Origin of the sequence: Acinetobacter indicus, from assembly GCF_009914475.1 — a bacterium.
Lineage (GTDB): Bacteria > Pseudomonadota > Gammaproteobacteria > Pseudomonadales > Moraxellaceae > Acinetobacter > Acinetobacter indicus.
In genome coordinates this window covers 2091568-2106059 of sequence record NZ_CP045198.1, presented here as the reverse complement: position 1 = coordinate 2106059, position 14492 = coordinate 2091568, and the positions used below count along the sequence as shown (strand labels likewise).

General features: G+C 44.8%; 15 protein-coding genes and 2 pseudogenes. 6 read left to right on the top strand and 11 right to left on the bottom strand.

What is annotated here, in order from left to right; genetic code table 11:
- Positions 1-6 precede the first annotated feature (6 nt).
- Positions 7-582, bottom strand: coding sequence for an RNA-guided endonuclease InsQ/TnpB family protein (locus GA693_RS10450; RefSeq protein ID WP_267313203.1), 576 nt, complete (start codon positions 580-582; stop codon positions 7-9).
- A gap of 79 nt (positions 583-661) precedes the next feature.
- Positions 662-1348: pseudogene (locus tag GA693_RS10445) on the bottom strand (IS3-like element ISAba14 family transposase); the annotation flags it as partial.
- Positions 1349-1437: 89 nt separating this feature from the next.
- Here GA693_RS10445 and GA693_RS10440 point away from each other — a divergent pair.
- Positions 1438-2570 (top strand): IS3-like element ISAba14 family transposase gene (locus tag GA693_RS10440; protein WP_223155595.1). Its coding sequence is split into 2 segments (ribosomal slippage): positions 1438-1690 and positions 1690-2570, totalling 1134 coding nucleotides; the frame shifts between segments, so codons are not numbered across the junction.
- A 61-nt stretch (positions 2571-2631) separates the two neighbouring features.
- Here the strand turns inward: GA693_RS10440 and GA693_RS10435 are convergent.
- Both GA693_RS10435 and GA693_RS10430 read right to left on the bottom strand, forming a co-directional pair.
- Positions 2632-3092 (bottom strand): annotated as a pseudogene (locus tag GA693_RS10435) (IS3-like element ISAba14 family transposase); the annotation flags it as partial.
- A 37-nt stretch (positions 3093-3129) separates the two neighbouring features.
- Positions 3130-3969, bottom strand: coding sequence for a helix-turn-helix domain-containing protein (locus GA693_RS10430; protein ID WP_228718977.1), 840 nt, complete (start codon positions 3967-3969; stop codon positions 3130-3132).
- 72 nt (positions 3970-4041) lie between these two features.
- Between GA693_RS10430 and tnpA the strand changes: the two genes are divergently transcribed.
- A complete protein-coding gene (gene tnpA, locus GA693_RS10425) occupies positions 4042-4491 on the top strand; it encodes an IS200/IS605 family transposase (protein ID WP_023274418.1) in 450 nt (149 codons plus the stop codon).
- 29 nt (positions 4492-4520) lie between these two features.
- Here the strand turns inward: tnpA and GA693_RS10420 are convergent, their stop codons facing one another.
- Entirely contained in the window at positions 4521-5069 is a 549-nt protein-coding gene (locus GA693_RS10420) for a class I SAM-dependent methyltransferase (RefSeq protein WP_160240926.1), read from the bottom strand.
- A 200-nt stretch (positions 5070-5269) separates the two neighbouring features.
- On the opposite strand from GA693_RS10420, the gene GA693_RS10415 reads away from it, so the two are divergent.
- Both GA693_RS10415 and GA693_RS10410 read left to right on the top strand, forming a co-directional pair.
- On the top strand, positions 5270-5803 hold the full coding sequence (locus tag GA693_RS10415; RefSeq protein ID WP_370459245.1) for a hypothetical protein: 534 nt from the start codon (positions 5270-5272) through the stop codon (positions 5801-5803).
- A 55-nt stretch (positions 5804-5858) separates the two neighbouring features.
- Entirely contained in the window at positions 5859-6278 is a 420-nt protein-coding gene (locus tag GA693_RS10410) for a protease inhibitor I42 family protein (RefSeq protein ID WP_075175564.1), read from the top strand.
- 57 nt (positions 6279-6335) lie between these two features.
- On the opposite strand, the gene GA693_RS10405 is transcribed toward GA693_RS10410, so the two are convergent.
- The gene (locus tag GA693_RS10405; RefSeq protein WP_035363454.1) at positions 6336-6668 is read right to left on the bottom strand and encodes a HopJ type III effector protein; all 333 of its coding nucleotides are present in this window, start codon (positions 6666-6668) and stop codon (positions 6336-6338) included.
- Positions 6669-6841: 173 nt separating this feature from the next.
- Here GA693_RS10405 and crcB point away from each other — a divergent pair, with 173 nt between their 5' ends.
- Positions 6842-7222 (top strand): fluoride efflux transporter CrcB, encoded by a 381-nt coding sequence (crcB, locus tag GA693_RS10400; RefSeq protein WP_160240928.1) that lies wholly within the window; start codon positions 6842-6844, stop codon positions 7220-7222.
- Positions 7223-7327: 105 nt separating this feature from the next.
- Here crcB and GA693_RS10395 read toward each other — a convergent pair whose 3' ends face one another.
- The 4 genes from GA693_RS10395 to GA693_RS10380 form a co-directional block, all read right to left on the bottom strand.
- Positions 7328-7585 carry a type B 50S ribosomal protein L31 gene (locus GA693_RS10395; protein ID WP_005180368.1) on the bottom strand — a complete coding sequence of 86 codons (258 nt, stop codon included), beginning with the start codon at positions 7583-7585 and terminating at the stop codon, positions 7328-7330.
- 108 nt (positions 7586-7693) lie between these two features.
- Complete coding sequence (locus GA693_RS10390; protein WP_016658508.1) at positions 7694-8992, bottom strand: ABC1 kinase family protein; 1299 nt, start codon at positions 8990-8992, stop codon at positions 7694-7696.
- A 156-nt stretch (positions 8993-9148) separates the two neighbouring features.
- Positions 9149-10447, bottom strand: coding sequence for an MATE family efflux transporter (locus GA693_RS10385; RefSeq protein ID WP_160241785.1), 1299 nt, complete (start codon positions 10445-10447; stop codon positions 9149-9151).
- 91 nt (positions 10448-10538) lie between these two features.
- On the bottom strand, positions 10539-10997 hold the full coding sequence (locus tag GA693_RS10380; protein WP_016658510.1) for a DMT family transporter: 459 nt from the start codon (positions 10995-10997) through the stop codon (positions 10539-10541).
- A 127-nt stretch (positions 10998-11124) separates the two neighbouring features.
- On the opposite strand from GA693_RS10380, the gene hemW reads away from it, so the two are divergent.
- A complete protein-coding gene (gene hemW, locus GA693_RS10375; RefSeq protein WP_160240929.1) occupies positions 11125-12279 on the top strand; it encodes a radical SAM family heme chaperone HemW in 1155 nt (384 codons plus the stop codon).
- A gap of 91 nt (positions 12280-12370) precedes the next feature.
- Here hemW and GA693_RS10370 read toward each other — a convergent pair whose 3' ends face one another.
- Positions 12371-14194 carry an acyl-CoA dehydrogenase C-terminal domain-containing protein gene (locus GA693_RS10370; protein WP_016658512.1) on the bottom strand — a complete coding sequence of 608 codons (1824 nt, stop codon included), beginning with the start codon at positions 14192-14194 and terminating at the stop codon, positions 12371-12373.
- Positions 14195-14492 lie beyond the last annotated feature (298 nt).

The following is a 14492-nucleotide window of genomic DNA, read 5'->3' as shown; positions in this document are numbered from 1 at the left end:
TGCAACCTAAGTTGCACACATCTCTTTTGACGCTTCATTGGTACTGCGAAAAAGGGCTTTAACACCCTTAGTCGTCTTACGAACACCTCTGCGCCCACTAGATGACAAATGATTGTCATCCAACAGCGTTCCACTGTCTAAAATTAAATTAATCGCCCTGTTCTTAATAACAACTGATGCATTGTGATCTGCATTGTCAATGTGTCCACAACTCACGCATTTAAACTTGTCTTGGCTTTTGCGATTGTCGGGGTGAGTGTGACCGCATAAAGCGCACTCTTGACTTGTATAAGAAGCATTGATGGTAAATACCGCTTTACCTAGCTTAACTGCTTTGTAAGCTAGGAATGATGCAATTCTATGCCAACCCACGTTCAGGATAGATTTGTTTAAGCCTGCTTTGGCTTTAGCCTTATTAGGAATAAATCGACCTGATTCATCGATCTTTGGTAAAGGCTTTTTAGTCATGCTCTTGGTATTTAATTTTTCAAAGATAAATACCTTAGCTAAACCATTAACTAGGCTATGACTTGTCTTATGAGCAAAGTCCTTGCGAATATTGGCTTTCTTAGAGTGATGCACCGCAATTCGATGTTTAGTAGAGGTGGTCCCACTTGTTTGAACAACTAAAAGCGTATTTATAAGTGATATTCCGCTCTAGTTAAGCCACCTTGTTTTGTTGGGGTAGCTGATCATAGTAAAACTCATTTGGTGTCATTTTGTCTAGACTCGAATGAGGTCGTTTCAAATTATAAAACTCAAAATATGCACTTAATTGCTTTTTCGCATCTGTGACACTGCTATAAGCTTTGAGATACACCTCTTCATATTTAACGCTCCGCCATAATCGTTCAACCATCACATTATCTACCCATCGACCTTTACCATCCATACTGATTTGAATGCCATTTGATTTCAATACATCAATAAATGCATCACTGGTAAACTGGCTGCCTTGGTCTGTATTAAATATTTCAGGTCGACCATATTTTTCAATCGCTTCATTTAAAGCCGAAATACAAAAATCCACCTCCATACTAATCGATACCCTATGCGCAAGTACCTTGCGGCTATGCCAATCAATCACAGCACATAAATAAACAAAGCCTTTTGCCATAGGGATATACGTTATATCCGTAGACCACACTTGATTACTGCGCTGAATAGCCAACCCTTTGAGCAGATATGGATATTTACGGTGAGCTTGATTAGCCTGGCTTAAATTTGGTTTGCAATATAACGCCTGAATACCCATTTTCTTCATTAAAGTACGTGTATGACGTCGTCCTATATGATGTCCTTGACGATTCAACAAATCACGCATCATACGACTGCCTGCAAAAGGATATAGAGATGGATCCGTAAATTTGAACAACTCCTATAAGTGATATTCTGCTCCTCAAATGATGTTATAAACATCAATATATGGAGTATTTTATGGCACGTAGACCAAGAAGAAATCATTCAAATGATTTTAAAGCTAAGGTAGCACTTGCTGCGATTAAAGCAGAAAAAACACTTGCTGAATTGAGTGCTGAGTTTGATGTTCATCAAAACCAAATTATTGACTGGAAAAATCAATTGATCTCAGCTTCCTCGCAAGCTTTCGATCAATCAAAAGCTCCAACAGAACCACCCATCGATCTAAAAAAACTACATGCAAAAATCGGTGAGCAGGCATTAGAAATTGATTTTTTAGAAGGTGTGTTGAAGAAACTGGGCCGCTTCAACCACAAAAGTTAATCGACGACTCACTTCAGATTTCAGTATCTAAGCAAGCTAAGCTGCTGAAAGTCTCCCGTGGTTGTTATTACTATCGCCCAAAACCTGTGAGTGCATCAGATCTGAAGCTGATGCGATGTATTGATGAATTACATATGCAATATCCTTTTGCAGGCAGTCGTATGATGCGTGATTTGTTGAATCGTCAAGGACATCATATAGGACGACGTCATACACGTACTTTAATGAAGAAAATGGGTATTCAGGCGTTATATTGCAAACCAAATTTAAGCCAGGCTAATCAAGCTCACCGTAAATATCCATATCTGCTCAAAGGGTTGGCTATTCAGCGCAGTAATCAAGTGTGGTCTACGGATATAACGTATATCCCTATGGCAAAAGGCTTTGTTTATTTATGTGCTGTGATTGATTGGCATAGCCGCAAGGTACTTGCGCATAGGGTATCGATTAGTATGGAGGTGGATTTTTGTATTTCGGCTTTAAATGAAGCGATTGAAAAATATGGTCGACCTGAAATATTTAATACAGACCAAGGCAGCCAGTTTACCAGTGATGCATTTATTGATGTATTGAAATCAAATGGCATTCAAATCAGTATGGATGGTAAAGGTCGATGGGTAGATAATGTGATGGTTGAACGATTATGGCGGAGCGTTAAATATGAAGAGGTGTATCTCAAAGCTTATAGCAGTGTCACAGATGCGAAAAAGCAATTAAGTGCATATTTTGAGTTTTATAATTTGAAACGACCTCATTCGAGTCTAGACAAAATGACACCAAATGAGTTTTACTATGATCAGCTACCCCAACAAAACAAGGTGGCTTAACTAGAGCGGAATATCACTTATAAATACGCTTTTAGTTGTTCAAACAAGTGGGACCACCTCTATATTGCATATGTAATTCATCAATACATCGCATCAGCTTCAGATCTGATGCACTCACAGGTTTTGGGCGATAGTAATAACAACCACGGGAGACTTTCAGCAGCTTAGCTTGCTTAGATACTGAAATCTGAAGTGAGTCGTCGATTAACTTTTGTGGTTGAAGCGGCCCAGTTTCTTCAACACACCTTCTAAAAAATCAATTTCTAATGCCTGCTCACCGATTTTTGCATGTAGTTTTTTTAGATCGATGGGTGGTTCTGTTGGAGCTTTTGATTGATCGAAAGCTTGCGAGGAAGCTGAGATCAATTGATTTTTCCAGTCAATAATTTGGTTTTGATGAACATCAAACTCAGCACTCAATTCAGCAAGTGTTTTTTCTGCTTTAATCGCAGCAAGTGCTACCTTAGCTTTAAAATCATTTGAATGATTTCTTCTTGGTCTACGTGCCATAAAATACTCCATATATTGATGTTTATAACATCATTTGAGGAGCAGAATATCACTTATAGGAGTTGTTCAAATTTACGGATCCATCTCTAGTCTTAGCTCTTCGGTTTGAGCCTTTTACTTGTCGAGCGAGTTTTCTTTGCAGTCGCTTAATGTAGCGATCTGCTTTTGTTAAATGATTCTTTTGTTCTTTAGAGAAATCAAATTCTTCATAGCCTGCATGAACAGGAATGGTGACACCACGATCTATACCAACCACTATTTTTTGTAGTTGTTCTTCGTCCATGCCCTGCAAATGATCTAACTGTCTTTTGGCGTATTTTTTAGCATCGAATTTCTTACCGTCAAACTCTTGAATCTCAACACCATCTTCATAGCAGAAAGAAACGAAATATTGACCACGCTCTTTGCGAATATAAAGGGATTTCGGTTCTTTAAAGTTAGCATGAGCCTTAAAACTTAATGAGCCTATATTAAATTTTTTACCACCGATATATAGCTTGCGCTTATTTCTTTCCGTGCGAAACTCGAATAAATCAGAGGTTAAATGAATCGAACCTTTATCTGTCTTCTTTTTACGTTTTGGTCGCCCACATAAACCTTTAATAGATTTTTTGAGTGTGTTGTACCAATTAACGGTTGAGTTCTTTTGTATTGTACTAGGGCAGTTTGCAAGCCATGAACTAATCTCATCTGATTTAAAGTGAGCGTATTTTTGATCTTGGGTTTCATAATAGTGATCAAAAGTTGCAAACTTACGGGCAAATCCTCGAAAGTATTTATCCTCATCGCATTTGGCATTCCAAACGAAACGAGCACAACCCATCCACTGACTTAAAATCAGCTTTTGATGTTGTGTTGGGTATGCTCTTAATTGGATGCCTGTTAGCAATTGAAAAACCTCTAGGTGTTGAGGTTATTTTAGCTTAAAATAAGGTTAAAGTAAATCTAGTATGAGGATAAGATGTACGAGTGGAGAACAGGTAGATCATGCATTTATAAAAACATTGTTCATTTAGTATTTGTTACGAAATACAGAAGAGATGTATTAACAAAAGACATGCTTTCCTCCCTAAAAGAGATTATGGAAGAAACCTGTTTGCAAATGGATTGTGAGCTTATTGAGTTTAATGGTGAAGATGATCACATCCACCTGCTTGTAAGTGTTCATCCAAAGCACTCAGTTTCCAACCTAGTTGGAAAACTGAAAGGGAAAAGTTCTTATGTTTTAAGGCGTTCATTTTGGGATGAAGTTAAGGAAAAACTATGGGGCAATCACTTTTGGTCGCCTAGTTACTGCGCTGTATCCTGTGGTGGCGCAAGTTTGGATGTAGTGAAAAAATACATTGAAGAACAAAGAACACCAACGTCAGAAAAAAATGCTAAAAAGTCCATGTCATTAAAAAAGAGCTAACTCGCCCTTAAAAGAGCGAGAATGCGCTCTTAGTTTTGTTCAAAACCGGCCTGCTGTAACAGCAGCGCCAGATCGCGGTTGAGATGACAGCCATCCGCCAGCCGTTTTTGTAGCGGCGTGAGTAGATGCTGCAAGCGTTGAATATATAAATTTTCAGGATGCAGCACATGCTCGACCAGATGCAGGCAACCATCCGGTTTCAGTACCCGATAAATTTCGGCCAGACACTGTTCAATCTGTTGCACGCTGCATAAGGTCCAGGTTGATACTACATGCTCCAGACGATTATCGGCAAAATCCAGCTGCTCAGCTTTGCCAGCCAGATGCTCCACCAGAATGGCACTGTCACGAATCCGTGTTTCGGCCAGCTGGAAAATCTCCAGGTTTGGCTCCAGCGCATAGACTACATCGACATTTTGGTAAAAGGGTAAATTCAGCCCGGTGCCAAAGCCAATCTCCAGTACCTCACCCTCAATTGGCAGCAGCAATTCACGGCGTAAATCCATCAGGCTCGGCGTCTGCATCACCTGATTCAGCAGGTGTGGGAAAATATGCTGTTGATAGAATTTATAAAGCATTGAAATCACATATTTTTATTTAATCTATGTTTATTTTAACTGAGCCGCGCAGGCAAAGACAAAAATGAGACCAAAGATAACCATTTTCTTACCATTTCTTTATTTTCTGCTGATCAACATCGATTAATATCAAAGATATATCTGTTCTGACTGAAGGATCTGAGACTCTCATGAAGCTGCGCTTTGGACTTATTTCGTTTATGACGGCCGCCTTGTTACAGACCAGTGCCATGGCATCGGTCGACTATAATATTGCCAAAGGGTTAGCGCCGGCATCTGCCGATCAGTCGATTTCGGTCTTGCAGTCCTTTCGTGGCGATTTCCGGATTTTAGGTTCAAAAACCTATACCGATGATGAGCAGGCCAAGTTTTCTCCGATTGATTATGCCGTGAGCTGGGGCCTGTTTGCAGAGCCGGAAATTGCCCGGCATATTACGGTAAATCAGTACGACCGCTATTTAAACTGGAAGATGGATCGTTTGCCGGTGCCGGCAGAGCAGGCCATGCAGATGGTTTCCAATATGCACATCATTCCAGCCAATCCGAACATTGCCAAACAGATTAAACAGGTCAAACGTGGTGATCTGGTGCGTTTAAGCGGGGAACTGGTGGAAGTTAAAGACAAAGATATGGTTTGGACGTCGTCACTCACCCCGACCGATACAGGTGATGGTGCCTGTGAAGTGTTTCGGGTCAGTTCAATCCAGTGGATTGAAAAAGTAAAACGCAGTTAATGTGGCCTGACCGGTAAAATGTAGCACCAGGGGAATGTTGATGAATCATAGGTGGATGAATCATAGCAAGACACTCATTCTCTGTAGCTGGCTGGGGCTGTTGGCCCTCAGCGGTTGTGGCAGCGTCAGCACCCCGGTCGATGGTACTCATGTTTATCATGCCGATCAGCAATGTCCGGCACTGTTAAACTTAAAGATCGGGGAAACCCTGGAATTGCGTCTGGCAGAAAATCCAGCCACCGGCTATCACTGGTCGGTGATGCAACATCCGTCCATCTTTAAGCTGGAAACCTTGTATCTACACGCGGATACAGAAAATGCTCAGCATGACTCCGCGCAGTTAAATGCCGCTGGAGAAAAAACCTTTCGTTTTCGCGCGGTTCAGGTGGGTGAAGGACTCATTCATTTAAAACAGGCTAGGGCGGGAGAGCCGCTTCCCTTGGCAGAATGGAAATGCCGGGTGCGCGTAGCTTAAAACCTGAACATCAGACATAAAAAAACCTCTGTTTTAGAGGTTTTTCGTTTTAAAGGCTTATTTGGCCGTCAGCGCTTCGCCTTCAAACTGTACACCAGCCCAACCTTGCTGCATAAACTGGCGGATATTCTGGTGATCGGTGGCTTCAGGCGTGGCCAGTACCGCCGCATAGTGTTCAGCAAACAGGCTTAAGGTTTGCGCATGATCTAAACCATTTAATTTGGCAAAACTCAGCACTTTGGCGCTGCCCTGGTTTTCAGTGGCCGCATTGTGTTGCTGGCCATTGCTAAACGCAGTTGGCGTGTGGGTATAACGTGCATCAATATAGGCAATTACATCGGCAAAGTTCGCTTTGCCTGCATGCAGCTGGGCCAATAAATCTTGAGCCATCATGTTCTCAATCCATAGAAAAAATTGGTAAAAGCCCTGCGACAATAGCATGTTTTTTCACAGGGGTTTAGCCTATTTCGGCCTCAATTTTTGCACCCGGCAGATGAAAAAATCTGCGCTTTGGCCCAACTTGTGGATAAAATGGCAGTTATACACATGGGAATCAACACGACATGAATTGGCTTTGGGTGGCATTGGGTGGAGCAATTGGGGCGAGTCTGCGCTATGGCCTGAGTCTGTGGCTATTTAAGCCCGGTGTGTTATTTCCCTGGCCGACCTGGTCGGTGAATCTGCTTGGCTGTTTTGCTGCAGGAATATTTTTTGCCTTCAGCCAAAAGTTCCCGGTACTACAACAGGAGCTGCGACTGTTTCTAATGGTCGGGATTTTAGGTGGCTTTACTACCTTTTCCAGTTTTGGACTGGAAACTTTTCAATTGCTGAAACAGGGACACACCAGTGTGGCATTAATGTATGTGATCTCAAGTGTGATTTTGGGTGTGCTTTGCCTGGTGGTGGGTTTTTATCTGTTTCAGGCGCTATTAAATACGAAATAAAAAACAGGGAAATCAATTGTATAAAATAAAAAATGAAGCCTAGCTGGAGATAAAGGTCTAGACTTCATAAAAGATGTGTATGCCAATTTTTTTCTACTGCGTGGCTTAGTCCTTACTGCGTTTAAAACGGGCAAAGCGTTTATTGAAGCTGGCAACACGGCCTTCATTGCTGGCCTGACGCTGCTCGCCGGTATAAAACGGATGCGAAGCACTGGAAATATCTAAGGTCATATAGGGATAGATTCTGCCCTGATATTCCTTAGTCTGCTGCGGTTTCAGGGTGCTGCCAATAATAAAATAGGCATCGGCATTGGTGTCGTGAAACAGCACTTCCTGATATTCGGGATGGATCTCTGGACGCATAACAATTCCTCATGTTTGCTGAATAATGTAATGTTATAACGTAACAAATAAAAAGTAAAGTCAGCCCGAATGGGTCATTCGGGCTCAGTGTGGTTTTTAATATATGGTTTAAGCGTGTGGTGGAACCAGTTCTTCAAACAGATCATTTAAATTGTCATGCACTTTTAAATGAATCAGGTTCCAGTAATGACCCGACACCGTGCGGTTGACCATTAAGGTATCGGGTGATGGCTTGAATACATCCCAATATTTTAACGAGGGTTTCATCAGTTCCATACCATCATGATGGGCCGAGTTTTCGGCAAAATCATAATCGGTGGTCAAAGGGCGCATCAGCACTTCCAGCCAGGCCTGATACAGTTCTGGCGGGAATTTGCCTTGCTCGGACAGGGAGTGCAGGGCAGTCAGTTCCTGTTCCATTAAGGCAATATTCTGGGCACGGCCGGCCTGAATCAGCGCTTTAAAATGCTGCACAATGTCATTGGACAAGGTCTTCACACCGCCGTAATCATAAATAATCACGCTGCCATCTTCACGGAAGGCAAAGTTACCCGGATGCGGGTCACAGTGGAAACGCTTGAGATAGAAAATTTCCTGACCAATAGCGCGAAACAGCCGGCGTCCCAGTTCATTCCGGGTCGCCAGTGGCCACTGGCTGGCGGTTTCAATACTGTCACCCTGTTCCAGACTTAACGTTAAAATATGCCGGGTCGAATAGTCCTTAAAGACCTGCGGAATAATAATTTTACTGTCCAGCGCCTGATGGAAGGTACGCGCCACTTCCAGGTTTTGTGCTTCAATCTGGTAGTTCAGCTCATTGTCCAGACTGTCCTGAATTTCCTGGAACAGTTTGTCCTGCAATTTGCGGTCAATTTTTAACACACCCATTAAACGCAAGGCCAGACGCACCTGTTTCAGGTCACTTTCACAGGCTTCATCGACACCCGGATACTGGATTTTCACTACCACCTGTTCACCCGTCGGCAAAATTGCCTTATGTACCTGGCCAATGGACGCGGCGGCAAATGGGGTTTCATCAAAATGTTGGAAAATCTGCGCGAGGGGCTTGCCCAGTTCTTTTTCGATTTGTGCCTGAATTTCGGCAAAAGGCATCGGCGGTGCCTGACGTTGTAATTTGCTGATGGCCCGTGCCACTTCCGGTGGGAAAATATCTTTATATTGCGAGGCAATTTGCCCCACTTTCATGACCGCGCCTTTCATTTCTCCCAAGGTATCGGCAATCTGGATGCCAATATCCTGAAACAGTTTGCTGCGTGCGGCATTTTTCTGCTCATCATCGGCAGAAAAGTTTTTAATTGAATTGGAAACAGTTTTGGTGGCGATACTGGCGGTCATACTGGCCAGTTTCATAAAGCGACGACCCGGTGTACTAGCCGTTTTTGCCATGCGAGGTTCCTTAAGATCATCTTGACTATCTGCCTTGAGCATACCGGCAGTTGGGTGAAAAGCCTACTTTAAATTGTTAATAAGCAAATTCACTAAATATTGCACATCAAAAAGCCGGCGGTAATAGCCGGCTAAAGATGATGAGAGGCGAATCGCTTAGCTGCTTTGACTCAGGCGCTGGTTGTTCATATACAACCGGATCAATAACAGTACACAGGCCACGCTCAAGCCGACAATCAGGCCGACCCAGACCCCGGCGGCGCCCATGCTGCCAAAGCGGGAAAAATACACCCCGACCGGAAAGGCAATGACCCAGTAGGCCAGCATGGTAATCCACATTGGGCCTTTGGTGTCCTGCATACCGCGCAAACAGCCGGCTGCACTGATTTGCCAGGCATCCATCAGCTGATAGGCAATTGCAAACAGCAGCAGATACATCGCCACCTGTGCCACATCGACATCCGAGGTATAAATCGAAATAATTTCCGGACGGAACAGCCACATAATACTCATGGTCATAAAGGCCAGCAGGGTTGCGGTAATCAGCCCCAAATATTGTACACGGCGCATGGCAGCCCAGTTCTTTTCACCATAATAGGTGCCAATGCGGATGGTCAGTGCAATGGCCAGAGACATTGGAATCATAAACAGCTGTGAGGTCACCGACATGGCAATCTGATGCGCCGCCACCAGTGTTTCCCCTAAGGGGCTAATCACAATGGCCGCGGTACTGAAAATACTGACTTCAAAGAAAATTGCCAAACCAATCGGCAGGCCGAGCATTAAAATCCGTTTCATCCAGTAACGGTCGATGGGTTCCCAGCGGGTGAAAATCTGGGTGCTTTGGTAGGCGCTGCTTTTGGAAATGTACAGCGCCAGGGTAATAAACATCAGCCACTGTAAAATGGCCGTGGCAAAGCCGCAGCCGGCACTGCCCAGTTCAGGCAGCGGCCCTAAACCATACATAAAGATCAGGTTCAGTGGCACCAGTACTACCAGCGCCAGCAGACTGATGACCGTTACCGGCCGTGGATAACCCAGCGCCTCGGAATAGCCACGTAGCGCAGCATACATGGTCACCGCCGGCATACCAAACCCAATGGCATGCAGAAACAGTCCAGCTTTCGGTTGCAGGCTTTCTGGTACTCCAAGCAGCGGCAATAACAGCGGTGCCAGCTGTAAAATCAGGCAGGCAATCCAGCCCAAAATAAACGCCACCCATAACGATTGCCGGGCAATGGTGGCAATTTTTTCCGGTGTACGCGCACCATTGGCCTCGGCCACCAGCGGCGTGGTGGCAATCATGATGCCGCTAAACAGCAGCATCACCGGAAGCCACAGCCCCACACCGACTGCAATTGCGGCTAAATCGGTCGGTGAAAACTGACCGGCCATAATGGTATCAATTAGCCCCAGACCGGCCTGGGCAAATTGCGTCACCAGAATCGGAATCATTAAACGGAACAGTTGTTTTAATTCAAAACGTGTGCTGCCAAGCGTAGCCACAGTTATTACCCATATTCATCATGTGCTTAGAACAGAGCGATTAGCGTTGTAAAGTGAGAAGCACACCTATAAAAATCACCACGCCACCCAGAAGACGTTGCCAGTTGATGGGTGCTTTTTCTGTGCCCAGGACACCAAAATGATCGACCAGCATCGACATGGCAATCTGACCAAACAGGATTAAACCGGTCAGGGTGAGATAGCCGAGTTTCGGTGCTGCATAAATACTTAAACTGATGGCATAGACCCCTAACACACCGCCCAGCCACATATACCAGGGCAAATGGACGATCTCGTGCAGATTGGGTTTGGGAACCTGTTGAAAAAACACCAAAATAGCCAGCACTATTGTACCAACCAAAAACGAGAAAAGGGCAGCCTGCAAAGGAGAATATAAATATTCGCGTAGCTGGGTATTGATGGCGGTTTGCAGGGTCATGGCAATCCCGATCCCCATGGCCAGCGGCATTAAAAGCAGTAATTGCGAAGATATTTTCATCATTCTAACACGCTAATTCTTCTGTAATTTTTTCTAGTGTAGCGGTATTCGCTGTGAGATTTTATCGGTGTCCTGATGCAGTCATGTTAAAATATGCATCTTCCTTTGCTGTTTTTGAGCTTGTTCCTTGGCTGAATTGAATCCTGCGTCTGTGCCCTTGTCCCTCTATATTCACATGCCGTGGTGCGTGCGCAAGTGTCCGTATTGTGACTTTAACTCGCATGCCGTCCCGGATGGCAAACTGTCACTGGATTTGGAGCAGCACTATTTACAAGCCTTGGTCGCCGATTTTAATACGCAGCTGGAATTTGCCCAGGGTCGTGCAATTCACAGTGTGTTTATTGGTGGGGGGACGCCATCGCTGATTTCAGCAGCTGGCTATCAATGGCTGTTTGCACAGCTTAAAGCGCTGTTGCCGTTTCAAGACGATTGCGAAATTACCTTAGAGGCCAATCCGGGCACCATTGAACATGATCCTTTTGCCGGTTATCTGGCAGCGGGAATTAACCGCCTGTCAATTGGGGTACAAAGTTTTAATAGCGATCATCTAAAAAAACTGGGCCGGATTCATAGCCAGAGCGATGCGCTTTCAGCGATTCACTTGGCGCGTGAGGCCGGCTTTCAGCGCATTAACGTTGATTTGATGCATGGTTTGCCGGAGCAGACTTTGGAACAGGCTTTAAATGATTTAAAGCTGGCGGTTGGGCAGGGCGCGACCCATATTTCCTGGTATCAGCTGACCATTGAACCGAATACCGTATTTTTCCGCACCCAGCCGGTTTTACCGGTCGATGAGGTGCTGGAAGCGATTCAGGAACAGGGTGAGGCCTATTTAAAGGCCAATGGTTTTATCAATTATGAAGTGTCGGCATGGCGGAAGGAGCGACCTTCGGCACATAATTTGAATTACTGGCAATTTGGCGATTATCTGGCGATTGGCGCTGGCGCACATGGCAAAGTCACCCGACCAGATGGGGTATACCGTTTCCAGAAAACCCGTCTGCCAAAAGATTATCTGGCCAAGGTGCCGGCCGAGCATGGACAGTTCAAACGGATTACCGTTGAGGAGATGCCGTTCGAGTTTATGATGAATGCACTGCGCCTGAATGCCGGCGTCGATGCGAAACTTTATGCAGAACGTACCGGTTTAAGTCTGGATGATTTGGCACCGGTATTAACCTCACTACGTCAGCGCAAGTTGCTGGTGGAAGATGCCAGCCGGCTGGTCTGTACTGAACAGGGGCATGTGTTTTTAAATTCGGTGCTGGAAGAGTTTTTATAACAATCCAAAACCTTCGCTTAGGATATTCACTGTTTTTACAGCATCCATAAAAAAGACCGCTTGCGCGGTCTTTTCTTTTTGGGGCTTTGACTTAGTAGTCGAAGCTAAAATGTTCTGGTGCTAATGCAGTCATGGTTTTAGATGGATTGACCATCGCTTCGGCATGACCTTGGGTACGTGGCAATAAGCGTTCAAAGTAGAAATCTGCCACTTTGATTTTCGCTTTGTAGAATTCTGGGGTTTCTGCGCCATCATTCGATGCCAGTTTGGCCGATGCAACGGCCGCCTGCTGTGCCCAGAAGTAAGCCATCATCACATAACCCGAGAACATCAGGAAGTCGACAGAGGCACTTGAGACGATGTCGCGGTCTTTACGTGCCGCCAGCATGATGCGTACCGTCAGGGCATTCCACTGCGCGCATAGCTTGGTTAAGTCCCAGGCAAAACGGCGCATGTATTTATTACGGGCGTGCTGACCACAGAATTTCAGAATTTCTGCGGTATAGTCACGAATCACTTTACCTTTTGAGGTCAGCAGTACTTTACGGCCAATCAGGTCAAGCGCCTGTACACCGGTGGTGCCTTCATACAGGGTTGAGATACGCGAGTCACGTACAATCTGTTCCATGCCCCATTCTTTGATATAACCATGACCGCCATAAACCTGCATGCCGTGGTTGGCGGCTTCATAGCCCATTTCAGTCAGGAAGCCTTTTAGAATTGGAGTATAGAAACCGAGGTGATCATCATGCTGTTCAAAGGCAGCGGTATCGCCACGCTCCAGTGCATCGGTCATTTTGTCGGCAATTTGTGCGGCATGATAAATCATGGCACGACCACCTTCAGCAATAGCTTTTTGCGTCAGCAGCATACGGCGCACATCGGCATGGTGAATAATGGCATCGGCCACTTTTTCCGGATCTTTTTTACCGGACAGGGCACGCATTGACATCCGTTCTTTGGCATACGGTAAAGCACCCTGGAAGGCCAGTTCCGCATGACAGATCCCCTGAATCGCGGTACCAATACGGGCAGTATTCATAAAGGTGAACATGGCATGCAGGCCTTTGTTTGGTTCGCCAATTAAATAACCCACCGCATTGTCAAAGTTCAGCACCGCGGTTGCCGACGCGCGAATCCCCATTTTGTGTTCAATTGAACCACAGGTCACTGGGTTACGCTCACCCACGCCACCGTCTGCAGATGGCAGGAATTTCGGTACGATAAACAGGGAAATACCTTTGGTACCGGCCGGAGCATCCGGTAAACGCGCCAAGACAATATGGACAATATTTTCGGTCAGGTCATGTTCGCCGGCAGAAATAAAGATTTTGGTGCCTGAAATGGCATAAGTACCATCGGCTTGCGGTTCCGCTTTGGTTTTCACCTGACCTAAGTCAGTACCACATTGTGGCTCGGTCAAACACATGGTTCCTGACCAGGTGCCTGCCACCAGATGCGGCAGATAGGTATCTTTTTGTTCGTCTGTACCGTACTGGATAATGGTGTTGATACAGCCCACACTTAAACCCGGATACATCTGGAATGACCAGTTGGCTGTGCCCATCATTTCAGATTTGATCAGGTTTAACGACATTGGCAGGTTTTGACCGCCGTACTGTTCAGGATAAGATAGACCTTGCCAGCCGCTTTGCACAAACTGGTCATAAGCCTCTTTAAAGCCTTTTGGCGTTTTCACTTCGCCATTTTCAAAATGACAGCCTTCCTGGTCGCCGGTCTGGTTCAAAGGAGAGAGGACATTTTCACAAAAATCAGCCGCCCCTTCGAGAATCATGTCGACTGTTTCTGGATCTGCTGCTTCACCGTTAGACAAAGTTTGATAATGTGCTGGATAGTCAAACACTTCATTCATTAAGAAACGAATGTCGTGTAAAGGCGCTTTATATGCTGGCATAACATTAATCCTGATTTAAAAATAGTTTTGGATTATCTGATCGGATAGTTTGATTATTCACACTGCGCATCAAAATACATTGATGTTGAATTCAGTTAAAAATGTCAGAAAAGCGAATCAATAGAATCTTATAGACGTGGGATCAGTTCTAATTTAGGAGAAAATCCTGCCCTTGTCACCACTGTTTTTTGTATTCTATTTATTTAAATTATAACAAAATAAAACATAAGTGAGCATGATCTAGGACCAAAGCCTAATGGCCGGCAAGGTGTTTAAATCTGGGCAAAACGGTTGCCAT